Raw genomic sequence first — 24,142 nt, forward strand, 5'->3', positions numbered from 1 at the left:
CTTATCAGGAAGTCCCCCATGAATTCTCCCTACCTGCACATCCTCTACACCGGCGGCACCATCGGCATGCAGGCGACCGCCGCCGGCCTGGCCCCGGCCGCCGGGTTCGAGGCGCGCATCGAGGCCCTGCTGGCCAGCCGCCCGGAGCTGGGCAATCCGGCCTGGCGGCTGCAGGAGCTGCTGCCGCTGATCGACAGCGCCAACATGACCCCCGCCGCCTGGGAGCGCATGGCCCAGGCGATCATTGCGGCCGCTACGGACCCGGCCTGTCGCGGCGTGCTGGTACTGCATGGCACCGACACCCTGGCCTACAGTGCCGCCGCCCTGGCCTTCCGCCTGCTGGGCCTGGGCATTCCGGTGCTGCTGACCGGTTCCATGCTGCCGGCCGGCGTGACGGACAGCGATGCCGACGGCAATCTGGCCGACAGCTTCGCGGCCTTTTCGAGCGGACTGGCGCCGGGGGTCCAGGTGCAATTCCATGGCGAACGCCTGCCCGCGGCGCGCTGCACCAAGCAGGCCAGCAGCGGCTGGAAGGCCTTCGTGGCAAGCGCCCGGCCGCGCAGCGGTGACGCCCTCGTGGCCGCACCTGCCGCGCTGCGCTTCGACCAGCCGCGCCAGCCGGTGCGGGTGGCGGTGCTGCCGCTGTTTCCGGGTGTCGACGGCGCGGTCCTGCGTGGTCTGGCGGGCAGTGGCGTGCAGGGGTTGGTGCTGGAGTGCTACGGCAGCGGCACGGGACCGGCGGACGACGCCGACTTTCTCGCCGCCCTCGCTGAACTGCGCGACGCCGACGTCCCCGTGGTCGCCCTCAGCCAGGGTGCCCGTGGCACCGTGGAGCTGGGCACCTACGCCGCCGGCAGTGGCCTGGCCGACGCCGGGGTCATCTCCGGTCGCGGCATGACCCGCGAAGCCGCCCTGGGCAAACTGCACGCCCTGCTCGGCTGCGGCCTGGAGCGCGCGGCGGTGGCCGAGTGGATCGGGCGGAATCTGTGCGAAGAGTTGTGATCGTCGGCTAAGGGGTGGCTGCTCCCTCACCCCGGCCCTCTCCCAGCGGGAGAGGGGGCGTTTGGGTCGACGCCGCAGCACGGCAGTGACCCTGCCAAACCAGGCGTGAGCCCTGCGCACGCGCCAATACCCAGCACGCCAAAGCCTATCGGAGCATCCCCTCTCCCTCTGGGAGAGGGCCAGGGTGAGGGTGCGCTTGAAGCCCAACAGCCCAAGCCCTTCGCACCAAACTCCCCCTGAGCGCCCCCTCTCCCTGCGGGAGAGGGCCGGGGTGAGGGCAAGCCCGGACGCCTAAGCAGCCCCTACAGCGCCTCGCGCCACAGGCTCACCGCCATCTCGGCGGAGGCACCCGGCGCCACCGTGAGGACGTCGTCCATCACCCGGGCGGTCTCGATGCAGAGCATGCCGGTCCAGGCATCGTCGGCGAACTGGCTCAGGCGCGCGGCCTTGTCGATCCAGGGATTCCACAGCACCGCCGAATGGCTGTTGCGGGTCTCGACGAACAGCCGGCGCTGCCACTGGGGATCGCGGATCGCCAGGCGGGCCGGCAGGCCGACATAGACCCGGTCGGTCTCGGCGGTGATGGTCGGCTCGCCGTTCTGCCGCTTGCGGGTCCAGCCGTCCAGGCAGTCGTAGTAGTCGGCGTTGGCCAGGCCTTCGATACCCACCTCGCGCACGTCGCTCACGGCGAAATAGGTGTGCAGCGCCTGGCTCAGCACCAGCGGATGATCTTCCAGATTGCGCACGCTCAGGGTCAGCTCCAGGCGCTCGCCGACGCTCAGGCTCAGGGTCAGCTCGGTGGTATGGGGCCAGCCCGGAGTGGTCTCGGCGGAGGTGCGGTGGTGGAAGTCCAGGCGCACCCGGTCGGTGTCCACCTCGACGCCGCCGGCCTGCCAGGCCACCTGCCGCGCCAGGCCGTGGGCCGGGGCGTCCGCGGTGGTGGTGCACATGGCCTGGACCGCGGCCGGATTCTTCAGCAGGTCGCCGAACCAGGGCCAGCAGACCGGGATGCCGCCACGGATCGGGGTGCCGGGCTCGAACACGGCTTCCGGATTGCCCCAGACGATGTCCGGTTCGCCGTCGAAGCCGTAGCGCAGCACATGGGCGCCCTGGCAGGCCACCAGGGCTTCGGCCTGGCCGACGCGGATGCGCCAGACGGGCAATTGGCCCAGTTGGATCTGTTCGACGAGGGGGGCAGCGGACATGGGATGACTCCTGGAAAAGGTAAGAGGCGACTGTAGTCCAGTCGAGGACCGGGCTCCAGCCAGCCATGGACAGCATCGGCGGGAAAATCTTCCAACGCTGGCCGCGTCTCATACCGGTGCGGCACCGCTCGGCTAGACTCCTGGCCTCCCCTCTCCAGGAATGGCTCTCGCATGTCGGCTTTCCCGCGTCTTTCCCTGCTACTCGGCCTGGGCCTGGCCCTGCCGCTCCTGGCCAACGCGGCCAATTACCTCGACGATGAGGTCCGCGCCGCCGCCCGCGCGGTGATGGCCGAGCAGGACATCCCCGGTCTGGCGATAGGCGTCAGCGCCCCGGGCCTGCGCCGCCTCTACTACTTCGGCACCGCCGACCGCCGCAGCGGCCAGCCGGTGGACGCCGCCACCCTGTTCGAGATCGGCTCCCTGAGCAAGACCTACACCGCCACCCTGGGTGGCTACGCGGCGGCGACCGGTCGCCTGCGGCTGGACGAGTCCGCCGCTGAGGTCCGCCCGGCCCTGGCCGGCAGCGCCATCGGCCAGGCCAGCCTGCTGCAGCTGGCCACCTACAGCGCCGGCGGGCTGCCGCTGCAATTTCCCGACAGCGTCAACACCGACGATCAGGCGACGGCCTTCTACCAGGCCTTCCAGCCGCCCTTCCCCGCCGGCAGCCGCCGCCTCTACTCCAATCCCAGCATCGGCCTGTTCGGCGCCCTGGCGGCCCAGCGGCTCGACGAACCCTTCGCCACGGCGCTGCAGCGCCACGTGCTCAAGCCCCTGGGACTCGATCACACCTATCTGCAGGTACCGGCGGCCGAGCAGGCCCACTATGCCTGGGGCCATGGCAAGAACGGCCAGCCGCTGCGGGTCAATCCGGGCGTCTATGCCGAAGAGGCCTATGGCATCAAGACCACCGCCGGCGATCTGCTCGCCTTCGTCGAGGCGAATCTCAATCCCGGCCGGTTGCCGGCGCCCCTGGGCAAGGCGCTCGATGCCACCCAGCAGGGCTACTACCGCAGCGGCCCCCTGACCCAGGGCCTGGGCTGGGAGGCTTATCCCTATCCGCTGGCCAAGACCCAGCTGCTGGCCGGCAATACCTCGGCGATGGTCCTGGAACCGCAACCGGTGGACTGGCAACACCCGCCCCTGCCGGCGAGCGGCGCCCGGCTGTTGAACAAGACCGGCTCCACCAACGGCTTCGGCGCCTATGCGCTGTATATCCCGGAGCGCCAGCTCGGCCTGGTGATCCTGGCCAATCGCAACTACCCGAATTCCGCACGGATCGAGGCGGCCTGGCGAATCTTGCAGAAGCTCGATAGCCGGGTGCAGTGAGGTACCCCAATCGCGGCCATGGGCCGCTCCTACAGACGCATCACACCCTGTAGGAGCGGCCGCATTGGCGGACCGCCATGGCCGCGATCAACTCGAACCCCGTAGCGTGGATGACGGCGCAGCCTCATCCACGAACCCGCGCATCAAACCGCGGCCTCAAACCCCGCCCGATTCCTCGCGTCCTTCCACCGGCAGCCGTAGCATGGAAAACGGCGCAGCCTTTTCCACTGGGAGTTCGCAGCAGGAGGGCGCCCTCACCCCAGGGGAGAGGGAGCCATCCGAAGTGGCGCTCAACTTCATTGGCGCTGACAAGATCAGATCAGTAGCGTGGATGACGGTGCAGCCTCATCCACGAAACCCAACCTCAAACCCCACCCGATTCCTCGCGCCCTTCCACCGGCAGTTCGTGCTCGGTGGCGTAGCCGGCGTCCGCCGCCTCCAGCACGCCATGGGCGATGCTGCAGAACAGCGAATTGACCCGGCGCATGTCGCTGAGCAGGCCCAGATGCAGGGAGCTGGTCTCGAAGCTCTCCACCACCTGCTGGTGCAGCCGCTCGACGTGGGCATGGGCATAGCGCCGCTCCAGCAGGCGGAAGCGTTGCTTGAGCCGGCGCAGGCGGCGCGCCGCGTCCAAGTCGCCAGAGAGATAGACCGACAGGCACAGCTTGAGGCTGTCGACCAGCAGCCGGTGCAGCGCGGAGAGTTCGTCCACCCCGGATGCGGAGAAGGACCGCCGGGCGGCGATCTTCTTGCTGTCGACGTCGCTGGCCATGCGCTCGATCAGGTCGCCGGCCTGCTCCAGGTTGATCGCCAGTTCGATGGTCTCGGCCCAGCGCCGGCTATCGCGCTCGTCCAGATCGTCGCGCGGCATGCGCGCCAGGTACAGCTTGATCGCCGTGTAGAGGGCGTCGACGTCGTCGTCGAGACGGCGCACCTCGCGGGCCAGCTGCTTGTCGCCGGCGTTGATCAGCACCAGCAGGTGCTGCAGCATCTGCTCGATGACATCGCCCATGCGCAGCAGCTCGCGGGAGGCGTTGGTCAGCGCCAGGGCCGGGGTATCCAGGGCGGCGGTATCCAGGTGGCGCGGCCGCAGGATGGTCTCGGCGCTGTCCTTGGCCGGCAGCATGGCGGTGCAGAAGCGCGCCAGGGGCCCGGTCAGTGGCAGGAACAGCAGGCAGCGCACCAGGTTGTAGGCGACGTGGAAACCGATCACCACTTCGGCGTCGTTGAAGTCGTAGCCCTGCAGCCAGTCGGCCAGCAGGCCGATCCAGGGCAGCACCAGGATGCAGCCGGCGAGCTTGAACAGCAGGCTGCCGACCGCCACCCGCCGTGCTTCCACGCCCTGCTTGGCGGCGCCCATCAAGGCCAGCACGCCACTGCCCAGGTTGGCACCGACCACCAGGCACAGCGCCACCTTGAGCGAGATGACCCCGGAGCCGGCCAGGGTGGCGGTCAGCAGCACCGCCGCCAGGCTGGAATAGGAGACCATGGCGAAGACCGCGCCGGTCAGGGCGTCGAGCAGCTGGTCGCCGGTCAGCGAAGAGAACAGCACCTTGACCCCGGCCGCGTGGGTCATGGGCGAGGCGGCTTCGACGATCAGCTGCAGCGCCAGGATGATCAGTCCCAGGCCGATGGCGACCCGGCCGAGCTGGCCGGCGCGGGTCTGCTTGCGACCGAGAAAGAACACCACGCCAAGAAAGATCAGCAGCGGCGACAGCCAGGACAGGTCGAAGGTCAGCACCCGCGCCATCAGCGCCGTACCCACATCGGCGCCAAGCATGATGGCCAGCGCCGGAGTGAGCGGCACCAGACCCTGGGCGACGAAGGAGGTCACCAGCAGCGCCGTGGCATTGCTGCTCTGCACCAGGGCGGTGACGGCGATACCGGAAAGAAAGGCCAGCGGCATGCGCTGCATGCTGCGGCTGAGCACCCGGCGCAGGCTGGCGCCGTATACCCGCAGGATGCCGGTGCGCACGATATGGGTGCCCCACACCAGCAGGGCCACAGCGGATAGCAGATTGAGCAGTGTCAGCATCGTGGCGCCCTCCCGGCGCGTGTCCAAGAGCTCCTGGCGAGCTTGTCACAAAATCGTAATGACCGTTCTGCACAGACGCACGAGCCCGAAGGCAGGGCACCTTCGGGCTCGTGAGGACTTGCTGGTTTAGGCGGCGGAGAGCCGGGTGGGTTCCGCCGCTGGGCTCAGATCTGCTCTTTGCGCAGCTTGACCGCTTCGCGGGCCTTGGCCTTGCCGCGCAGGCGGATGTTGATGGCTTCCACCGCCAGCGAGAAGGCCATGGCGAAGTAGACGTAGCCCTTGGGCACGTGGACTTCGAAGGCCTCGGCGATGAGCACGGTGCCGACCACGATCAGGAAGGACAGCGCCAGCATCTTCAGGCTCGGGTGCTTGTCGATGAAATTGCTGATGGCGCCGGCCGCCAGCATCATCACCAGCACCGCGACGATGATCGCCGCGACCATGACCGGCACGTGGCTGACCATGCCGACCGCGGTGATCACCGAGTCCAGCGAGAAGACGATGTCGATGATGGCGATCTGGATGATGGTGCCGACGAAGCCGCTGCCCTTCTTCTGGGGCGCGTCTTCGTCCTGCTCTTCCTCGCCTTCCAGGCCGTGATAGATCTCGGCGCTGCTCTTCCACAGGAGGAACAGGCCGCCAAAGAACAGGATGAGGTCACGGCCGGAGATGCCCTGGCCGAAGACGAAGAACAGGTCGGCGGTGAGGCGCATCACCCAGGTAATGGACAGCAGCAGCAGGATGCGGGTGACCATGGCCAGGGCCAGGCCGAAGAACCGCGTCCGCGCCTGCATGTGCTTGGGCATGCGGCTGACCAGGATGGAGATCATGATGATGTTGTCGATGCCGAGGACGATCTCCAGGGCCGTCAGGGTAAAGAAGGCGACCCAGATTTCCGGGTTGGTCAACCAGTCCATTGCAAAATCCTCTCGTAGCTAAGGCGCGCTCAGAGCCTGTTCATAATGTGCTGCGCGTCGGCCAACCTGCGTTGAAAAGGCCTTCGGAATGCTCATTTACCATTCGTAAACTCCGCTTCCTCAGGCCTTTTCGCCTTGCTTGGCGCTAGCTCGCTAACTTATGAACACGCTCTTGGCACGCGCTCTAATGGAAAAGGCGCATCGGGCGACGCGCCGTTTTCGAACAGCCGGCAAGGCTAGTCGTAGCTCTGGCAAAACTCTAGCGGCTGTACAGCGGAAACACACCCAGTAACAAAGCGCCGACCAGCAGGAACATGCAGGTCACGGTGGCCCACTTCAGGGTGAAGCGCTGATGGTCGCCGAACTCCACCTTGGCCAGGCCCACCAGCAGGTAGGTCGAGGGCACCAGCGGGCTGAGCAGGTGCACGGGTTGACCGACGATGGAGGCTCGGGCGATCTCCACCGGGCTGATGCCATAGGCCGCAGCGGCCTCGGCCAGCACCGGCAGCACGCCGAAGTAGAAGGCGTCGTTGGAGATGAAGAAGGTGAACGGCAGGCTGACCAGGGCGGTGATCACCGCCATGTACGGGCCCAGGGCGTCCGGGATCACCGCCAGCAGGCCCTTGGACATGGCGTCGACCATGCCGGTACCCGAGAGGATGCCGGTGAAGATGCCCGCGGCGAAGATCAGCGAGACCACCGCCAGCACGTTTTCGGCATGGGCGGCGATGCGCTGCTTCTGCATGTTCAGGCAACGGTAGTTGACGGTCATGGCGATGCCGAAGGCGATCATGAACAGCACCGGCATCGGCAGCACGCCCACGATCAGCGCGGCCATCAGCGCCAGGGTCAGCAGGCCGTTGAACCAGCGCAGGTGCGGGCGGCGGGCCTCGGCGCACTGGGAGACGGTGACGTCGGCGCCTTCGGTCTCGCCGATCTGCAGGATGCCCAGGCGTGCGCGCTCGCTGCGGCCATAGAGGTAGGCCAGGAAGAACAGCCAGGCGATGGCCAGCAGCATGGGCGCGATCATGGGCACGAAGACGTCGGCCGGATCCACGTGCAGGGCACTGGCGGCACGCGCGGTCGGACCGCCCCAGGGGGTCAGGTTCATCACGCCACTGGAGAGCAGCATCAGGCAGGTCATGATCAGGGGATTCATGCCCAGGCGCCGGTACAGCGGGAACATGGCCGCCACGCAGATCATGTAGGTGGTCGAGCCGTCACCGTCCAGGGAGACCACCAGGGTCAGAAAGACGGTGCCCATGGCCACCTTGAGCGGATCGCCCTTGACCAGCTTGAGGATCCAGCGCACCGCCGGATCGAACAGACCGGTGTCGATCATCACCGCGAAGTAGAGGATCGCGAACAGCAGCATCACGCCGGTGGGCGCCAACTTGCGGATGCCGTCGAGCATCATCGGGCCGAGGGCGTCGAGCTTGACGTGGCCGAGACTGGCGAATTCGCTGGACAGCGCCCAGGCCAGCACGGCGAAGGCGATCGGCACCATGGTCAGGGCGATCAGCGGAGACAGGCGCTTGGTCATGATCAGGTACATGAAGGTCATGACCATGGCGAAGCCGAGGAAAGTCAGCATGGGAATACCTCTGAATTTTCGCGAAGAGAAGGAGGGTTCAGCCGCGGCGCAGCGGCGCGGAGAGGGCGAAAATCCAGGGGAGAGGGGCGCGCGGGGACGCCTGGAAGGACAGATACGACATGGCAAGAATCCTGGTTATTTTTGTAGGCACGTCGCCCGCTCACGGGGGCGGGTCTTGAGAGGATCCTAAGAGGTCAACCTTTCGCCAGCCTTGCGTGCTGGCGAGTGGATGTTGCCGGATGTCACGAAGCCGACACGGACGGGGGCTGTTCGGCCCGCTGCCAGCCCAGGATGCTCAGGAGCTCGACGAAGAAATCGAGCAGCACCTGGATCCTGGTCCGGCGACTGCGCGCCGAGCTGTTCGCCGATGGTGGCCAGGCGCAGGTCTGAACGGCATCTGGCGGCCAGAAAAAAGCGGACAGCGCTCAGGGCGCTGTCCGCTTTTCCACCGACTGAAGGTGAAGGTCAGCCGCGCAGTCGCTGATTCAGCACCGCGATATGCTCCGGACCGATGCCGCAGCAGCCGCCGATCAGACTCGCGCCACGCGCCTGCCAGTCCTGGGCGAAGCTCAGGTAGCCGGGCGGATCCAGGTCCGGCCGCAGGGGGTCAAGGCCATCATTGGCGGTGGCCTCTTCCGGCTGGGGCGGGAAGGCGTTGGCATAGGCGCCAAAGGGAATCTCGATCCCCGCCGCGGCAAAGGTCACCCGTGCGGTATCCAGCGCCGCGGCCATCACCTCGGGCTGGCTGCAATTGAACAGCAGGGCTCCGGCGCCCAGCTCCACCGCCAGCTGCGCCGCCTCGACCACCGGCTCGCCGGATCTCAGCCGTGGGACCTCGTCGACGTCTTCGTCCTTGAGGGTGAAGGACAGCCACAGCGGCTTGCCATCCCCTGGCAGCCCGGCGGCGATGGCGCGCACCTCGGCCAGGGAGCTCTGGGTTTCCGCCAGCCAGAGATCGACATGGGGCGCCAGGCCGCGGATCAGCGGCGGCAGCACCTCGTCCACCCGCGCCGGCTCGAACAGGTCGGGGCGATAGGAGCCGAACAGCGGCGGCAGCGACCCCGCCACCCGCACCGGCTGACCGCTGGCCACCACCGCCTGCCGTGCCAGCTGACCGGCCCGCGCGGCCAGGGCCTCGCCTTCGGCGGCGAAGCGCGCCTCGCCGATATGGAAGGGCACCACCGCATAGCTGTTGCTGGTGATCACCTGGGCGCCCGCCTCGATATAGGCGCGGTGCACCGCCTCCACCTGCTCCGGCGCCTCGCTCAGGGCCAGGGCCGACCACTCCGGCTGACGGAAGGGCGCGCCGCGGCGTTGTAGCTCGCGGCCCATGCCACCGTCGAGAAGCACAAGATTCATGTTGGCCATATAGCTATTTCACTTTTCCTTATAACCAAAACAGAGTTCAATATCGGTTCTCATATCTCTCTAATACCAGGCCCTCTTACCCTTTGCAAAGGACGCCCCCATGAGAACCGCTCTGCTATCGGCCCTCGGCCTGACCCTGGCGCTGGTCGCCACCTCGGCCTCGGCCGGCGCCACCCTGGACCGCATCAAGGCCAAGGGCGAGCTGGTCAACGTGCTCATGGAGAGCTATCCGCCCTTCTCCCAGCTCAATGCCCAGAACCAGCTGGAAGGCTTCGACGTGGACGTGGCCAAGGCCGTGGCCGACAAGCTCGGCGTCAAGCTGCGCCTGGAAACCCCCTCCTGGGACGTGATCGCCGCCGGTCGCTGGAGCGGTCGCTACGACGTCTGCATCTGCTCCATGACGCCCAGCCAGGCGCGCGCCCAGGTGTTCGACTTCCCGGTCAACTACTACGCCTCGCCGGCGGTGACCGTGGTCAACGCCGGTGACGACCGTATCCACGGCGCCAAGGACCTCTCCGGCAAGAAGGTCGGCGTCACCAGCGCCTCTTCCTACGAGAGCTACCTGAACAAGGACCTGACCATCGAGGGCCAGGAGGACAAGCCGCTGAGCTATCCCTTCGACGACGTCCAGGTGGTGCCCTTCCCCGACGACAACGTCGCCTTCCAGGACCTCGGCCTGGGCGCCGGCAAGCGCCTGGACGCGGTGCTGACCAATCTGGTGACCGCCCAGCCGCGCCTGGCCCAGGACAGCAAGTTCAAGCTGGCCGGTGCGCCGCTCTATGCCGAGCCCAACGCCGTGGCCATCGAGAAGGGTGACCCGGAATTCGCCGCCACGCTGCGCGAGATCATCGACGGGCTGCGCCAGGACGGCACCCTGAAGCGGATCTCCGACAAGTGGATCGGTGCCGACATCAGCCAATGAGTTCGCTACCGCCCCCAGACCAGCGCCGCCCCCTACTGAGCTTTCGCACCCGTGTCTGGCTGACCTGGCTGGCGCTGCTGGCCGGGGGCGTGGTCTTCGTGCTCGGCTTCGATCTCAAGTTCGCCAGCGTCTGGCCGCGCCTGCCCAATCTGGTGGGCTGGCGCCTGGGCCCCAATGGCTTCCTGCAGGGTGCGGCCCTGACGCTGTTTCTCAGCCTCAGCTCCATCCTGGTGTCGGTGCTGCTGGGCTTCGCCGCGGCCCTGGGCCGGCTGTCGTCCAGCGCCCTGGCCTATGGCGTGGCGACCTTCTACGCCTCCTTCTTTCGCGGCACCCCGCTGCTGATCCAGATCCTGCTGATCTACCTGGGCCTGCCGCAGATCGGCGTGGTGCCCGGCGCCATCAGCGCCGGCATCCTCGCCCTGTCGCTGAACTATGGCGCCTACCTCAGCGAGATCTTTCGCGCCGGCCTGCTCGGCGTCCCCGCCGGTCAACGCGAGGCGGCGCTGGCCCTGGGCCTGTCGCCGCGGGTGATCTTCTGGCGCGTGACCCTGCCCCAGGCCATGCGCAGCATCATCCCGCCCACCACCAGCCAGTTCATCTCCATGCTCAAGGACTCCTCCCTGGTCTCGGTGATGGGTGTCTGGGAGGTGATGTTCCTCGCCCAGTCCTATGGCCGCTCCAGCTATCGCTATCTGGAAATGCTCACCACCGCGGCGGTGCTCTACTGGCTGATGTCCCTGGCCATGGAATTCATGCAGTCGCGCCTGGAACGGCACTACGGGAAGGCGTATCGGGGGCGGTAGAGCCGCTTGGTCGGGCAAAAGCACAGGACGATGCTTGATCGACGTAGGCAGCGCGCTTGATAGAGTCTTCTTGCCACTAACTACTCGCTGATCCTTGCTGTTGTGAGCAGAACCGGAGGCCATATGACTGAGACAGAAACCGCTACTCAAAAGCTGGCCCGCTTTGAAACGGCGCGCTTTGCGCTTGAATCACTGATGGCCAACTGCTCTCGGCTGATCCAGGCAGAAGAGGCAAAACCAGAGCCGGATCAGGCATGTGTCGATCAGCTGAGGGCCAGGCGGCGCGAATACCGCAGGCTTCGTAACGGTCTGGACTTCGACAATCGAAGACAGATCGAGGACGCCATAGCCACCTATGGTCCCCAGGCAAAAGCCGCTATGCAGCAGGCAGAGAGATAGGATCCTGGTACAAGCCGATCGACCGGGCGCCAACCGGGATGAATGCCGACTGAGTTTGCTGAAGCCAGCGTCGAAAAGGCTGCTCTTCAAAGGATCACACCCGCTACAGGAGGAGTGATCCTTTGAAATTGCAGTCAAGGCAGCAGGATCCAGCCGTTACTTGAGATCGGTGGTCAGCTCTGGCGTACCGAAGCTGACGAGCGTGGCATTGGAACGTTCGAAATAGCCCTGCCAGAAACGTTCGAGACTCTGCAGTACCTTGCCCGAACGATAGGCGCCTTTGGCATCGTCACCGATCAGCCCCGCGCCCATGACATAAACCCGGGCGCCGTGCAGTTGGGCGAACAGCTCCTTCTTCTCTACCTTGGCCAGCTCGGCTGCAGGGTCGATTCCACGAATGCGGTTAGCTTGATAGAAGCTGCCGAAGTCGCTGTTTTCCAGCATGTCGGATACCAGCAGAATGACCTGATGCGCGCTCGGCTCCTGGCCTAGGTCTTCACCAATCTTCTTGAGGCTGGCGAAGATTTCACTGCGCGATATCTCCTCGTTCGGCTTGCCGAAACTCTCGACGAATTGCTTGCCGAATGTCTTCTGGAAAAAGGCGGCCTGCTGTTGCAGACAGGTATCGAGTTTCTTGAGACTGGCATTGCCGATATGGTTACGCACCTTGCCAACCAACGGTTTTTCCAGGATGCCGGCGAACTGCAACTTCATGTAGTTGTTCTGCAGCAGCGCCGAAAATTGATAGAGCTTGATGCTGTCGCCGGGCTGCAGGTATCTCAGGGTGTGCTCCCAGGCACTGCTTTTCAGCGCCTGGGGCATATTGACCGTTTCATCGATGACCACCGTCAACGCTCGCCCCGACGCGGCTGGCTGTTCGCTGGCCAATTGCGCATAGCTGTAGCAGCTCGGCAGGTCGTTACGTTCAGCCGCCATTGCCGCAGGCGCCAATAGCAGACCCGCGATTGCCAGGGTTACGGTCAGACGCATTTCAGGCACCCTCTTTCTTGGCGCGTTTTATCGCCACCTGCACTTTCTGCTTGCTCAGCAGCGCGGCGTTGTCGATACCCAACTCTTCGCCAATAGCGGTCAGTTCTTCGGGCGAATAGACCGTGAGATCGCCCAGATTGGCGATCAAGGCGTTCTGGTCCAAGGCAGCCGTGGGCTCCGGTGCCGATACCGGTGCTGGTACAGATACTGGTGCTGGTGCTGGTGCTGGTGCTGGTGCTGGTGCTGGTGCTGGTGCTTCAACGGTCGCGCTCGACGAGCGCTCAGGAGCTGAGACTTCAGTAATAGCCGCCGCGTTGTTGAGCGCAGCCAATTCACATTGCAAGGCCTGCTTTTCCCTGGCGGTATCGAGCGCCTTACGCATTTCTTCCAACTCGTTGGCGGCCGCACGCGCTTTTTTCTGCTGCTGATTTTCGCTGTTCTGCCGCTCCTTCTCGTTGGCATAGAGCGCAAAGCTCCGACGCGGACCACGGTCAGCACTACCGCCTAGAGAATGACGATGCTCGATCCGCTCTTGCAGGCTGCTGAGCTTGGCCTCGGCATCTCGGGCGACTCGATCACGCTGACTCTGCTGATAGGCCGCGAATTCACTGGCACTGCTGAAGCCGGAGATATAGCCCGCTGCTTCCCGTGACTGGGTGCCTGCGAACGAACGGAAAACGCCGATCAGGATGCCGATGATCTGCACGCCGATGAAAATGACCGACAGGATGAAGAAGGTGAGTTTGTAGGCGAAGATCCGATCGCCCGCGACCTCACTGGCCGCACGCTGGTCAGCCGCCTGCCCATCGGCAGTGGCTTCGCTGGGCAGTTGGAAAGGCGAGGCGTCTGGCGTGAGCGCCGAACCGCTACCCGAAGCATAGGGCGAACCGTTTACCTGCTGGGTCTCCAGTTCGTTGATGGTGGAGGCTCGGATGAAGTAGGCACCAATGGCCAGCGTCAGGATAAGCGCCGTAGCAATGAGGGTGGTCCACCAGGTCGGGGAGACCGTGGCGTTGTGCTTTACCCGATTGATGATATGCAGGTACTTGGGCTCTTTATCATCGAGACCGGTACGGTCCAGATCGACGTTGGCATCGGCCTGAAGATCCTTGGCATTGTTGTTGCGCCGAGCCTGCCGATGCCATTCGCGAGCCTTGCTGATAAGGCCGTTGCGGTGAATCTCGGCGCCCATGAGGTAGGTAGCAGGAACCAGAATCGTACCGATCAGCAGGGAGATGACGATGGCCGAGAATTCCGCCTGGTTGGCGGAAATGTTGTTGGCAATGAAAGGTGCCAGTACCAGAGCGAAGATGAACGCTTCAAGGACCACAAGAAAAATACTGGCGATCCAAAGGGGCAGGCCCGTAGGCTTGCGGCCTCGCTCTTCTACTTTATTAAGGTAATTCGCACACTTATCATAGAATGCGGCATCCTTATTTACTCTCGCATAGTAGCGATAATAGTTAGAGCAGAGATCACGCTCTACAGTATACCAAGCAGCGCCTCCCGCATCGGAGCTTTGCGTTAAGTCACGCTTAGGCGCCGTTGCTACGAATCCTACTACCGGCAAGCTCATCCTTACATTGAGGAAGAAGTACTTAACATCCTCCCACCAGCGGATGATTACCACGACCAGCACCAACAGACTGATCAGCGGCCATATCACGTAGCGATAAGCCGCCAGCGCTGTCGTCAACGTCTCGAAAAGTTCCATGTTTCGTCCCCGGAATCAGCCGCGCACAGGCGCGTAAGTCGCTATGTAAGGCTTGGTGCCATTGTCGTAAAACAGGTCGCCGTCGATACTTTTGTCGCCGGTCTTTTTAATTACTACATCAATACAACTTACCGGTGCCTGCTCGGGTTGTTCCAAGAAGACCCGATAGAGAATGGCGTCTTCACCTTCATAGGTATTGGCGACGGCCGTATAGGCATCGCTGGGTCCGCCTTTGTTTTTTTCATAGTTCTGGGTGACGAAGACTTTCGGATCCTTCACCAGCGCAGCGTTATCACGCAGCACGGCAACCGGCGACAGGGTCACCAGATGGCCATTGACCAAGCCGGCCCAGGCGCGTCCGTTCATGCCTGGCAGGTATTCGCGCGTGGCATGGTCAGATAGCGCAGCGCCGGTGGCGAAGCTTTTGACCTCGCCGCTGACGCGCGGGGCGTCCTGCTGACAGCTGCTCATGGGCACCTGGGCGTAGGCAGTGGAGATCAGCGTGAATCCACCGCTTTTCGGACGCAGGGCCTGACCCAGCTTCCAGGCACCGCTGGCAACCGGCTGACCTCCGAAATCGATTTTCGCCAGGCTCTGCTTCGTCTGCCGAGGCGCCTCGGCATCAGCCGTCTTGGCCGCTTTCGACGAAGTCGTGGCAACAACCGGTTTTTTACTCTCGGGCTTGGCCACGGACTCCGTGGCGGTGCCATGGGCCAGATACTTGGCGTTGTTCTTTTCCGCGTTGATACGCTTGACCAGCATCGCCTTGTCGTTCAACTCGACGATCTCGACGCGACGGTTCTTGCCACGCTCGAGCGGATCGCTGTTGTCGGCGATGGGGCGTGAGGCGCCGGCACCCTGGAAGTACATGCGATCTCGCGAAATGCCCTGCTCGACCAGAATGCTTGCTACCGCCCGTGCGCGCTGTTCCGACAGCGCCTGGTTGATGGCCGGTGTGCCGGTAGCGTCGGTATGGCCAACGATAAGAATGGGTGTGGCTTCCTTGCCAACATAGGCACTGGCAAGCTTGGCGAGCTTGCGGCGACCTTCGTCGTTGAGCTGGGCACTCCCTGTCGGGAACATGCCTTCATCGGCGATCTGAGCCACCAGCCCCGCTTCTTGGGGCGCAGCCGAAGGCGTAGCGGCGGCAGTCTGCAACGTTTCCACCTGAAGCGGGATCTTCTCCTGCTCAGCGATCTGCTTGAGTCGCTCGAGACGATTCTTGTAGGCCAGGGCGGCGCCACAGCCAACCGAGGCGCCGACCACGGCCCCGGCGATCAGGGTCGCACCATCGCCCTTGGCCAGCGCAGCCGCGGCTACGCCTGTAGCGGCGCCGAGGAAACCGCCAGCCAGACAGTTGACGGTGCGACTTTGGCCGCTGGAAAAATTATCGACGGTGGCGCAGCCGGTAACGCCCAAGGAAATGGCAGCGGCCAGCGCAGCAAGGCGAACTGGCCGGGAAGGAAGCAAAGAAGCCTGACTCACGTAAGTGACTCCTGGTTACTGGAGATAACGGATAACCAGGATGAAACGACCTATGATGTTTCATCCATGAAAACGGCGGGTGCTCTATCTAGCAGGATAGAAGCCTGGATTATATCCCGATATCGGGGATGGCAAGTGAAGCACAAGTAGGTTCAATTGCAATGACAGCCAAACTAGCGTCAGCCTAATAATCTCAAGGCAATATCATAACTAACGTTATTGCCTTCATAATTACTTACTCCAGGCCCCCCGCAGCCTGGCCAGCGCCTCGACGATCCGCGCCTCCGGCACCGCCGCGAAGCCCAGCACCAGTCCGGCGCGGGCGTCGGGCGGGGTCGGGCCCTCGGGCAGCCAGTAGCGCGACAGCGCATTGAGTTCCACCCCAACCGCGGCCGCCCGCGCTACCAGCTCGGCTTCGCGGGCCAACTGGGTGACCGGCAGGCACAGATGCAGGCCGGCCACCGGGACGCCAGGCGAGGCACAGCCGGCAACCTCCGGCCAGCCGGCCAGCAGGGCATCGCGGCGATTGCGCGCGGCCCGACGCATGCGCCGGATATGGCGCTGGAAATGACCCTGCTCGATGAAATCGGCCATGACCGTTTGGGTGGCGCTGTCGAGATGACGGATCCCGGCCCGTTGCAGCTCCAGCAGCGCCGGCACCAGCGCGGGCGGGGCCACCAGATAGCCCAGGCGCAGGCCGGGAAAGGCGATCTTGGAAAAGGTGCCGACATAGAGCACCCGGCCGTGGCGATCCAGGGCGGCCAGGGGCGCCAGCGGCGCGCCCTGGTAGCGGTATTCGCCGTCGTAGTCGTCCTCGACGATCCAGCCGTCCGTCTGCCGCGCCCAGTCCAAGAGCGCCAGGCGTCGCGGCAGGGACAGCACGGCGCCGGTGGGATACTGGTGCGAAGGGGTGACATAGACCAGCCGGCAGTCCCGCTGCCCTGCCAGCTGCTCCACCACCAGCCCTGCCCCATCCACCGCGATTCCCTGCAGCCGCGCGCCGCCACTCCGCAGGGCCAGGCCCGCGGCGCGATAGCCGGGATCCTCCATGGCCGCCAGGGCCCCGGGCGCCAGCAGCAGCCGGGCGCAGAGTTCGATGGCCTGCTGGGCGCCGCTGGTGATGAGGATCTGCTCGGGTGCGCAGACCAGGCCCCGCGCCTGGCGCAGATAGGCGCTCAGCAGGCGGCGCAGTCGCGGTTCGCCGCCGGGTTCGCGATAGCCCAGCAGCGCCGGTTCCGGCTGACGCCAGAAACGCTGTTGCAGCCGCGCCCAGGTGGCGAAGGGAAACAGATCCACCGCCGGCAGGCCGACCCGAAAGGCGCACGGCGCGCCGGGCGGCACGCTGGCCAGGGGCACGGGGGCCGCCCTGGTCGTGGCTTCGGGAGCGGCCAGCGCCCGGGTCACGGGCGCGACATAGGTGCCGTCGCCCGGGCGACTGTCGAGAAAACCCTCGGCCAGCAGCTGCTCGTAGGCGGCGGTCACGGTATTGCGCGAGATATCCAGCAACCGCGCCAGTTCGCGACTGGCCGGCAGCCGTACCCCGGCAGCCAGCTCACCGGCCAGGATGCGCTCGCGCAGGCCCTGGTAGAGCTGACGCGCCAGCCCCTGACCCGGCTCCAGCAACAGCCCCGACGGCTCGAATCCCAGCATGGATTGGCACCCTGAAAGTCATGGAAATTGGCTCTTACAGGGAGCCAAAGCCGACCTTAGCATGGCCGGACGTCGCTGGAGTTCCTGCCCATGTATCCCAATCCCGCCTTCTGTCTCGACGATCTGCCCAGGCTGCACCAGCACCTGCGCGATCACGCTCTGGCGCTGCTGGTCAGCCAGACCGAGGCCGGTCCGCTGGTGAGCCATCTGCCGCTTTGGCTGGCGCCCGACGAGGGTCCCTATGGCACCCTCTATGGCCACCTGGCACGCAGCAATCCCCAGGCCCGGGCGCTGGTCGAGGCCCCTGTCGCGCTGGCGGTATTCCAGGGTCCTCAGGCCTATGTCAGCCCGGCCTTCTATCCCGGCAAGGCCGAACATGGGCGCGTGGTGCCGACCTGGAACTACCAGGCGGTGCACGCCCGCGGCAGCGTCGAGGTGTTCGATGACCCCGAGCGCCTGCTGCAGTTGCTGGAGCGCCTCACCGACCAGCACGAAGCCGGGCGCGTCCGCCCCTGGCGGGTCGCGGATGCACCCGCGGATTATGTTCAGGGCATGCTGCGCGCCATCCGCGGCCTGCGCCTGCCGCTGGACAGTCTTCAGGGCCTCGCCAAGCTCAGCCAGAATCGCAACGCCGCCGATCGCGAAGGCGTCCGCCAGGGCCTGGCCGCCAGCCCGGTACCCGGCGACCAGGCCCTGGCCGCCCTGATCCCCTCTCCCGCCTGACCCTGGAGCCACCCATGACCATCCGCCCCCTGAACGAAACCGATCACGCCGCCTGGCATGACCTCTGGCAGGCCTACCTGGCCTTCTACGAGACCGTGCTGCCGGAGGCCACCTATGCCCGCACCTGGCAACGGCTGCTCGACCCCGCCCAGCCCCTGCATGGCGCCCTGGCCTGGGACGGCGAGCGGCCCCTGGGCCTGGTGCACTTCATCTATCACCCCTCCTGCTGGACCGAGAGCGATTACTGCTACCTACAGGATCTCTATGTCGCCCGGGACCACCGCGGCAGCGGCCTGGGCCGCGCCCTGATCAAGCACGTCTATGCCCGCGCCGAAGCGGATGGCTGCGACCGGGTGCACTGGCTGACTCAGGAGACCAACTATGCGGGACGCCAGCTCTACGATCGCATCGCCACCCGCTCCGGCTTCATCCAGTACCGTCACCTGTTGGGAGACAGACCATGACCCTTCTCGACTGGACCCCAGCCCTTCCGCCCCAGCCCCGCTTGCTGCAGGGTCGCCAGGTACGCCTGGAACCCCTGGACCCGCCGCGCCATGGCGCCGATCTCTGGGAAGCCCTGCACGACCGGGACCCGGCCCTGTGGGATTATCTGCCCTATGGCCCCTTCACCGAGCGGACCGCCTTCGACAGCTGGCTGGCCGGCCTGGCCCGGGGTCGTGATCCCTTGTTCTACGTCGTGGTGGATCCCCGCGACGGTCGCGCCCTCGGGCAGCTCAGCCTGATGAGCATCGTCCCCGAACACGGCAGCATCGAGATCGGCCATGTCGCCTTTGGCGGACGCCTGCAACGCACACCCCTGGCCACCGAAGCCTTCTATCTGCTGATGCAGGAAGCCTTCGTCCTGGGCTATCGACGCCTGGAGTGGAAGTGCGACAACGCCAATGCCCGTTCGAAGCGGGCGGCCGAACGGCTGGGCATGCGCCCTGAGGGGCTGTTCCGCCAGCACCGGGTGGTCAAGGGCCGCAACCGCGACACCGCCTGGTTCAGCCTGCTGGATCACGAATGGCCCGCCGTGGACGCCGGCTTCCGACGCTGGCTAGCGGCGGAGAATTTCGATGCCGAAGGGCGCCAGCTCAGCGCCCTGGCTGTCACGCCCGGCAAATGAGAAGCAATACCAACGGAGCAGGCAAAGCGTTATCCTAGAGAGGTTGCTACCAACAATCTCCCTTCGCCGTGACCGCCATCCACGTCCTACTCGTCGACGACCACCGCAAGCTGCGTGAGCCCCTGGCGATCTACCTGCGTCGCCAGGGGCTCGAAGCCACCACCGCAGCCGATGCCACGCGGATGAAGGCGTTGCTCGCGCAGCAGCGCTTCGATGTCATCGTCCTCGACGTGATGCTGCCGGATGGCGATGGCTTCAGTCTCTGCCGTGAGCTGCGCCAGGGCGACACGACGCCGGTCATCCTGCTCACTGCCCGGGGCGAAGTGGATGACCGGGTGCTTGGCCTGGAACAGGGCGCCGACGACTACCTGACCAAACCCTTCGAACCGCGCGAATTGGTGGCACGGATTCGCACCCTGCATCGTCGCTACCAGGCGACCGCTCCGACGTCTCCGAGCGAGCCTGTACCGGCGGCGATCTATCGTTTCGCGGGCTGGCACTACGCCGCCGTCAGTCAGCGCCTGCACTATCCGGACGGCAGCACCCGCCGCCTGGGTCAGGCGGAGGCGCGCCTGCTGCTGGCCTTCCTGTGTCAGCCCCAGACCGTGCTGCATCGTGATCTATTGCTGCACCAGGTACAGCCGCCCGATCGCGCGCTGGAAGATCGCAGCCTGGATCGCCAGGTCAGCCGACTGCGCCTGCGGTTGGCCGATCCGGCAGGCGAATCGCCGCTGCGGACCGTCTGGGGCCGCGGCTATCTGCTGGACTGCCCGGTAGAGGCCCTGGACAGCCCATGATCGCGCCTTGGCGTAGCTGGCTGCAGGGCATCACCCCCCGCCTCTGCCTGCTGTTCTGCGCGGCCTTGCTGCTGGCGCACGCGGCCGCGGCGCTGGTCCTGCACCAGACCGGCGCGCTGGTTCATCCGTTGTCCTATGGTCAGGCCTTGGAGCGGCTGGCGGTGGCCCGTACCGCAGTCGAGCGCCTGCCGACGGCGCAGGCGCAAGCCCTGTTGCGGGTGCTGGCCGAGTCACCGGCACAGGTCTGGATAGCCGCGACGCCGGAGGTGGCGCCCTTCCCCATGCTCGCGGAGGAGCGCCGCCTGACCCGGGATCTGGCGCGGCGTCTGGGACAGGCCGAAGAGGGTCTGGTGATGCAGCTGGAAGGCCTCGCGGGCGACGCCGCCCGTGCCTCGCCGCTGACCCCGGCCGGCTGGGCACCCCTGCGCTTGCGCAGCAGCGTGCGTCTGCCGGACGGTCGCTGGCTCAATGCCGTGCAGTATCCGGCACGCAGCGACGGCTGGCTGACCGCCCTAGGCTGGTCGCTGCTGCTGGGCGCCCTGCCGGTGCTGCTGCTGGCCTGGCTGCTGATCGGCCAATTGGTACGGCCGCTCCAACGGCTCACCCGCGCCGCCGAGGGACTCAGCCGGGGCGAGCGCAGTCGCCTGGAGGTCCGTCAGGGCCCGCGCGAGGCCAGAGAACTGGCCGCGGCCTTCGAGCTGATGCAGGAACGGCTGCTGCGCCACCTGGACGATCGAGTGCGCATGCTGGCCGCCATCAGCCACGACTTCAATACTCCACTGGCTGCGTTGCGGGTGCAACTGGCCCTGCTGGAGCCTTCGGTCGAGCGCGATGACATGGAAGAAAGCCTGGCCGAACTGGACGCCATGGTTCAGGAAACCCTCGACTTCATCCGTGGTGAGCGCCGGACCGAAAGCCACCAGGATGTCGACCTCGTCGTCCTGCTGCAGGAATTGCAGGATCGCTATCAGGTATTGGGCCAGACGGTGGCCTGGTCGAGCACCGGCGCAGCACTGCTCCGCGGTCGCCCACTGGCGCTCAAGCGCGCCCTGGGCAATCTGCTCGACAACGCCCTGCAGCACGGTAGCAGTGCCGCATTGGAGCTGTCGCGCCCCGCGCCACAGCTGCTCCGCCTGGATATCCTCGATGACGGCCCCGGCCTGCCGGAAAACCAGTTGGAACGGGTCTTCGAACCCTTCTACCGGCCCCCGGGCCAGGACAGCGCTCGTGGCCTTGGTCTCGGCCTGGCCATCGCCCGCGCCTGCATCCTCGCCCATGGCGGGGAGCTGCAGCTGCACAATCGCCCGCAAGGCGGCCTCTGCGCCCGGATCCTGCTGCCGTCGACCCCCTAGCAGCCCACCGACCTCTGGTTGCTCAGCCCAGGTTGGGCTTCGACGTTCGAGTCCGCTCAGTTGCTCGCGGCTATGGCGGTCAGGATCCTGCAGGTACTGGAGATGTACACCAGCGTGGATAGCCCCCTCTCCCTTTGGGAGAGGGTCGGGGTGAGGGCGCGTCTCACAGCGGATTCCCTGGTGGAAAAGGCTCCGCCGTTTTCCACGCTACGGTTCCGGTACCAACACGCGTCCCCCCAGTGGAGGTTCCACGTGGAGCATCCGACTTCTCTAGAAGCTCAAGGTCGCGCTTACCCAGAGATGGCGACCGTAGTTCACCGTGCCATAGGTCTCGTCGTCCAGACGCCGATCGTTCAGATTGCGGATAGCGGCATTGAAGCTCAGGTTGCGCGTCGCCACGAAGCCGCCGCCCACGTCCCAGGTGGTATAGGCCGGCGCCGCTTCGCCGGTCAGGGTGGCGTCGTATTCCTCACCGTAGTAATCCAGCGCCGTCCACAGATTGAGCCGGTCGGACAGGGTCCAGTCCAGGCGGACGTTGGCCTTGCGCTCCGGGGTCAGGGCCAGGGGCGCACCCTGATTGGGACCGCTGCGCTGCTCCGAGTCGAGATAGGTGAAGTTGCCGCCCAGGCGCAGGGCCTCGGTGATGTCCCAGCCACCGCTGAGCTCAACGCCGCGGATCACCGCCTCGTCGACGTTGATACGGTCCATGCGGATATAGCCGTTCCAGCGCTCGGTGGTGGTGACCGTCGACAGCTTGTCCTGAAAGTCGTTGTAGAACAGCGTCGCCGCCGCCTCTAGATTGCGCCGGTTGGACCAGAGCGCCGCCACCTCGTAGTTGGTGCTGGTTTCCGGCTTGAGATCCGGATTGCCAAGCATGACGAAGCGGTTGCGCCGCAGATAGGCGTAACCCGGCGCCACGGCGCGGATTTCCGGCGCCTTGAAGCCGCGCGAGACGCCACCCTTGAAGGTCCACTCAGGAGTCGCATGCCAGACACCGTAGAGCCGCGGACTCCAGTGATTGCCGTACAGCTCGTGGTGATCCAGGCGCAGCCCGCCGGTGAGCGCGAAGCTGTCGGTGATGGCCCACTCGTCCTCGGCGAACAGCGCCTGCTGGGTCACCGCGAAAGAATACTGGCGGCGATCGTTCAGGCCCTGGTTCCAATCCTGCACCTCGCCACGGTTGTATTGCACACCGGTGGTGAGCAGGTGGTCGTCCAAGGGCGTCACCAACTTGGCATCGAACACGGTGTTCTCGACCTGGGGCTTGCGCCCATAGATATCGGTCTGCTGCGGCGTGGCGAGGCCTTCGCGAGAGGTCTCCTCGTGCAGCAGCGACACATCCGAGCGCAGCCCGCCGGTCCAGTGGCCGGTGTGACTCAGCGACCAGTGATCGCGATCGTTGTCCTGCTGGCGGGTCGCCCAGTTGTCGCTCAGGCCGTCGCCGTTGCGCAGGCGTGTCTGCCCGGCTTCCAGCAGGACTTCGTGATTCTCGTTCGGGGTGAAGGCCAGGCGCCCGGTCAGGTCGCGATGGCGCGCCTTGCTGAAGCCCTGGGTCCGCTCGATGTCGTCGTCGGCCTGGCGATCCAGGTAGCGGCCCCAGAGCTGCAGACCGAGCAGGTCAGTGTGCAGCGGTCCGCTCAGAAAGAATTGGCCCTGGCGCGAATTGCCCTGGTCGCGGTGCTGCTGGGCGATGTAGTCGGTGGTCAGGGAGCCGTGCCAGGTGGCGGCGTTCTTCTTGGTGATGATGTTGATCACCCCGCCGATGGCGTCGGAGCCATACAGCGAGGACATGGGCCCGCGTACCACCTCGATCCGCTCGATGGCCGCCGCCGGCGGAATGAAACTCTGCTCGTAGCCACGATTGCCGTTGACCCGCGACTCCCGCGCGCTCTGCCGCTTACCGTCCACCAGGATCAGGGTGTAATCCCCCGGCATGCCCCGGATGGAGATGTCGGTCTCGTTGGCCGCGCCGTTGACCACTACCCCCTCGACGTCGCGCAGGGCATCGCCCAGGTCGCGGATCGGGCGCTTGCGCAGGGTCTCGGCGTCGATCACCGTGACCGAGGCCGGGGCGTCCTCCAGCCGCTGTTCGAAGCCGGAGGCGGTGACCACCGTGGTGTCGAGATCGGTGATCTCTTCGGCCTGAATCGCCAGACTGGCCACAGCCAGGCCGAGCGCCAGGGGCGTAGGGATGAAGCGTTGCAACCTTGCCATGCAGCGTGCCCTCCAGACGGGAAAGGGCACGGATGGTAATGATTGCCGTTACACAAATTGGGACAGGTTGGGACAGCTGCCCTCATTCGCCGCGGATGTAGCCTTCCAAGTGGCGGATCAGCTCCGCCTGCTGCACGGTGGTCGCCTTGACCAGGTCGCCGATGGACAGCAGCCCGATCAGCTTGCCGTTGCCCATCACCGGCAGGTGACGCAGGTGGTGGTCGGTCATCATCTGCATGCAGTCGCCCACGGTCTGCTGCGGCAGCACGATGATGACCGCCTCGGTCATGATCTCGCTGACCGGGGTCGCGTAGGAGGAGCGTCCCTGCAAGGCCACCTTGCGCGCATAGTCCCGCTCGCTGACGATGCCCACCAGTTCGCCGTCGCGCATCACCGGCAGCGCCCCGACGTTCTTTTCCGCCATCAGGCGCAGGGCGTCGAGCACCCAGGCGTCGGGAGCGATGGTGTAGACGTCCTGCTGGGTCTTCAGGGCGAGCAACTGGGCGACGGTTTTCATTGT

21 protein-coding genes are annotated in these 24,142 nt (G+C 65.6%); 10 read left to right on the forward strand and 11 right to left on the reverse strand.

What is annotated here, in order from left to right; translation table 11 throughout:
- Positions 1-18: 18 nt before the first annotated feature.
- The gene (locus CFE50_RS06080) at positions 19-1,002 is read left to right on the forward strand and encodes an asparaginase (RefSeq protein ID WP_286732011.1); all 984 of its coding nucleotides are present in this window, start codon (positions 19-21) and stop codon (positions 1,000-1,002) included.
- A 302-nt stretch (positions 1,003-1,304) separates the two neighbouring features.
- Here the strand turns inward: CFE50_RS06080 and CFE50_RS06085 are convergent, their stop codons facing one another.
- The gene (locus tag CFE50_RS06085) at positions 1,305-2,207 is read right to left on the reverse strand and encodes a D-hexose-6-phosphate mutarotase (protein ID WP_144961034.1); all 903 of its coding nucleotides are present in this window, start codon (positions 2,205-2,207) and stop codon (positions 1,305-1,307) included.
- 171 nt (positions 2,208-2,378) lie between these two features.
- Here CFE50_RS06085 and ampC point away from each other — a divergent pair, with 171 nt between their 5' ends.
- A complete protein-coding gene (ampC, locus tag CFE50_RS06090) occupies positions 2,379-3,533 on the forward strand; it encodes a class C beta-lactamase (protein ID WP_286732012.1) in 1,155 nt (384 codons plus the stop codon).
- A gap of 364 nt (positions 3,534-3,897) precedes the next feature.
- Here the strand turns inward: ampC and CFE50_RS06095 are convergent, their stop codons facing one another.
- The 4 genes from CFE50_RS06095 to CFE50_RS06110 form a co-directional block, all read right to left on the reverse strand.
- Complete coding sequence (locus CFE50_RS06095) at positions 3,898-5,568, reverse strand: Na/Pi cotransporter family protein (protein WP_007160079.1); 1,671 nt, start codon at positions 5,566-5,568, stop codon at positions 3,898-3,900.
- 164 nt (positions 5,569-5,732) lie between these two features.
- Positions 5,733-6,485 (reverse strand): TerC family protein, encoded by a 753-nt coding sequence (locus CFE50_RS06100; RefSeq protein ID WP_241807470.1) that lies wholly within the window; start codon positions 6,483-6,485, stop codon positions 5,733-5,735.
- Positions 6,486-6,744: 259 nt separating this feature from the next.
- Positions 6,745-8,079 (reverse strand): CitMHS family transporter, encoded by a 1,335-nt coding sequence (locus CFE50_RS06105; RefSeq protein WP_007160081.1) that lies wholly within the window; start codon positions 8,077-8,079, stop codon positions 6,745-6,747.
- Positions 8,080-8,544: 465 nt separating this feature from the next.
- Positions 8,545-9,447: a homocysteine S-methyltransferase family protein gene (locus CFE50_RS06110; RefSeq protein ID WP_286732013.1), complete on the reverse strand. Its 903-nt coding sequence runs from the start codon at positions 9,445-9,447 to the stop codon at positions 8,545-8,547.
- 100 nt (positions 9,448-9,547) lie between these two features.
- Here CFE50_RS06110 and CFE50_RS06115 point away from each other — a divergent pair, with 100 nt between their 5' ends.
- The 3 genes from CFE50_RS06115 (at position 9,548) to CFE50_RS06125 (ending at position 11,571) form a co-directional block, all read left to right on the forward strand.
- Positions 9,548-10,369, forward strand: a complete 822-nt coding sequence (locus CFE50_RS06115) for a transporter substrate-binding domain-containing protein (RefSeq protein WP_286732014.1) — start codon at positions 9,548-9,550, stop codon at positions 10,367-10,369.
- Positions 10,366-11,172 (forward strand): amino acid ABC transporter permease, encoded by an 807-nt coding sequence (locus tag CFE50_RS06120; RefSeq protein WP_286732015.1) that lies wholly within the window; start codon positions 10,366-10,368, stop codon positions 11,170-11,172. The genes CFE50_RS06115 and CFE50_RS06120 overlap by 4 nt, the downstream gene beginning before the upstream one ends.
- Before the next feature lie 123 nt (positions 11,173-11,295).
- Entirely contained in the window at positions 11,296-11,571 is a 276-nt protein-coding gene (locus CFE50_RS06125; RefSeq protein WP_286732016.1) for a hypothetical protein, read from the forward strand.
- Positions 11,572-11,727: 156 nt separating this feature from the next.
- Here CFE50_RS06125 and CFE50_RS06130 read toward each other — a convergent pair whose 3' ends face one another.
- The 4 genes from CFE50_RS06130 to pdxR form a co-directional block, all read right to left on the reverse strand.
- Positions 11,728-12,561: a hypothetical protein gene (locus tag CFE50_RS06130; RefSeq protein ID WP_286732017.1), complete on the reverse strand. Its 834-nt coding sequence runs from the start codon at positions 12,559-12,561 to the stop codon at positions 11,728-11,730.
- Position 12,562: 1 nt separating this feature from the next.
- Positions 12,563-14,275: a hypothetical protein gene (locus tag CFE50_RS06135; RefSeq protein WP_286732018.1), complete on the reverse strand. Its 1,713-nt coding sequence runs from the start codon at positions 14,273-14,275 to the stop codon at positions 12,563-12,565.
- A gap of 15 nt (positions 14,276-14,290) precedes the next feature.
- Positions 14,291-15,760 carry an OmpA family protein gene (locus tag CFE50_RS06140; protein ID WP_286732019.1) on the reverse strand — a complete coding sequence of 490 codons (1,470 nt, stop codon included), beginning with the start codon at positions 15,758-15,760 and terminating at the stop codon, positions 14,291-14,293.
- Positions 15,761-15,991: 231 nt separating this feature from the next.
- Positions 15,992-17,410, reverse strand: coding sequence for a MocR-like pyridoxine biosynthesis transcription factor PdxR (gene pdxR, locus CFE50_RS06145; RefSeq protein ID WP_286732020.1), 1,419 nt, complete (start codon positions 17,408-17,410; stop codon positions 15,992-15,994).
- A 90-nt stretch (positions 17,411-17,500) separates the two neighbouring features.
- On the opposite strand from pdxR, the gene CFE50_RS06150 reads away from it, so the two are divergent.
- The 5 genes from CFE50_RS06150 (at position 17,501) to CFE50_RS06170 (ending at position 21,408) form a co-directional block, all read left to right on the forward strand.
- On the forward strand, positions 17,501-18,133 hold the full coding sequence (locus CFE50_RS06150; RefSeq protein WP_286732021.1) for an FMN-binding negative transcriptional regulator: 633 nt from the start codon (positions 17,501-17,503) through the stop codon (positions 18,131-18,133).
- Positions 18,134-18,147: 14 nt separating this feature from the next.
- Complete coding sequence (locus CFE50_RS06155) at positions 18,148-18,597, forward strand: GNAT family N-acetyltransferase (RefSeq protein ID WP_286732022.1); 450 nt, start codon at positions 18,148-18,150, stop codon at positions 18,595-18,597.
- A complete protein-coding gene (locus tag CFE50_RS06160) occupies positions 18,594-19,259 on the forward strand; it encodes a GNAT family N-acetyltransferase (protein WP_286732023.1) in 666 nt (221 codons plus the stop codon). The genes CFE50_RS06155 and CFE50_RS06160 overlap by 4 nt, the downstream gene beginning before the upstream one ends.
- Positions 19,260-19,327: 68 nt before the next feature.
- Complete coding sequence (locus CFE50_RS06165; protein WP_286732024.1) at positions 19,328-20,056, forward strand: response regulator transcription factor; 729 nt, start codon at positions 19,328-19,330, stop codon at positions 20,054-20,056.
- Positions 20,053-21,408: a HAMP domain-containing sensor histidine kinase gene (locus tag CFE50_RS06170; RefSeq protein WP_286732025.1), complete on the forward strand. Its 1,356-nt coding sequence runs from the start codon at positions 20,053-20,055 to the stop codon at positions 21,406-21,408. The genes CFE50_RS06165 and CFE50_RS06170 overlap by 4 nt, the downstream gene beginning before the upstream one ends.
- 270 nt (positions 21,409-21,678) lie before the next feature.
- Here the strand turns inward: CFE50_RS06170 and CFE50_RS06175 are convergent, their stop codons facing one another.
- Positions 21,679-23,622, reverse strand: a complete 1,944-nt coding sequence (locus CFE50_RS06175; RefSeq protein ID WP_286732026.1) for a TonB-dependent receptor domain-containing protein — start codon at positions 23,620-23,622, stop codon at positions 21,679-21,681.
- Positions 23,623-23,704: 82 nt separating this feature from the next.
- Entirely contained in the window at positions 23,705-24,139 is a 435-nt protein-coding gene (locus tag CFE50_RS06180; RefSeq protein WP_007160094.1) for a CBS domain-containing protein, read from the reverse strand.
- Positions 24,140-24,142: the final 3 nt, after the last annotated feature.

This window comes from Pseudomonas sp. PGPPP4 (genome assembly GCF_002256045.1).
GTDB classification, from domain to species: domain Bacteria; phylum Pseudomonadota; class Gammaproteobacteria; order Pseudomonadales; family Pseudomonadaceae; genus Chryseomonas; species Chryseomonas oryzihabitans.

Coding starts and splice junctions, on each gene's coding strand:
- CFE50_RS06105 (WP_007160081.1), bottom strand. CDS start 8,079: ATGCTGACTTTCCTCGGCTTCGCCATGGTCATGACCTTCATGTACCTG.
- CFE50_RS06180 (WP_007160094.1), bottom strand. CDS start 24,139: ATGAAAACCGTCGCCCAGTTGCTCGCCCTGAAGACCCAGCAGGACGTC.
- CFE50_RS06155 (WP_286732022.1), top strand. CDS start 18,148: ATGACCATCCGCCCCCTGAACGAAACCGATCACGCCGCCTGGCATGAC.
- CFE50_RS06095 (WP_007160079.1), bottom strand. CDS start 5,568: ATGCTGACACTGCTCAATCTGCTATCCGCTGTGGCCCTGCTGGTGTGG.
- CFE50_RS06160 (WP_286732023.1), top strand. CDS start 18,594: ATGACCCTTCTCGACTGGACCCCAGCCCTTCCGCCCCAGCCCCGCTTG.
- CFE50_RS06115 (WP_286732014.1), top strand. CDS start 9,548: ATGAGAACCGCTCTGCTATCGGCCCTCGGCCTGACCCTGGCGCTGGTC.
- CFE50_RS06135 (WP_286732018.1), bottom strand. CDS start 14,275: ATGGAACTTTTCGAGACGTTGACGACAGCGCTGGCGGCTTATCGCTAC.
- CFE50_RS06100 (WP_241807470.1), bottom strand. CDS start 6,485: ATGGACTGGTTGACCAACCCGGAAATCTGGGTCGCCTTCTTTACCCTG.
- CFE50_RS06120 (WP_286732015.1), top strand. CDS start 10,366: ATGAGTTCGCTACCGCCCCCAGACCAGCGCCGCCCCCTACTGAGCTTT.
- CFE50_RS06125 (WP_286732016.1), top strand. CDS start 11,296: ATGACTGAGACAGAAACCGCTACTCAAAAGCTGGCCCGCTTTGAAACG.
- CFE50_RS06110 (WP_286732013.1), bottom strand. CDS start 9,447: ATGGCCAACATGAATCTTGTGCTTCTCGACGGTGGCATGGGCCGCGAG.
- CFE50_RS06150 (WP_286732021.1), top strand. CDS start 17,501: ATGTATCCCAATCCCGCCTTCTGTCTCGACGATCTGCCCAGGCTGCAC.
- CFE50_RS06085 (WP_144961034.1), bottom strand. CDS start 2,207: ATGTCCGCTGCCCCCCTCGTCGAACAGATCCAACTGGGCCAATTGCCC.
- CFE50_RS06170 (WP_286732025.1), top strand. CDS start 20,053: ATGATCGCGCCTTGGCGTAGCTGGCTGCAGGGCATCACCCCCCGCCTC.
- CFE50_RS06080 (WP_286732011.1), top strand. CDS start 19: ATGAATTCTCCCTACCTGCACATCCTCTACACCGGCGGCACCATCGGC.
- pdxR (WP_286732020.1), bottom strand. CDS start 17,410: ATGCTGGGATTCGAGCCGTCGGGGCTGTTGCTGGAGCCGGGTCAGGGG.
- CFE50_RS06175 (WP_286732026.1), bottom strand. CDS start 23,622: ATGGCAAGGTTGCAACGCTTCATCCCTACGCCCCTGGCGCTCGGCCTG.
- CFE50_RS06130 (WP_286732017.1), bottom strand. CDS start 12,561: ATGCGTCTGACCGTAACCCTGGCAATCGCGGGTCTGCTATTGGCGCCT.
- ampC (WP_286732012.1), top strand. CDS start 2,379: ATGTCGGCTTTCCCGCGTCTTTCCCTGCTACTCGGCCTGGGCCTGGCC.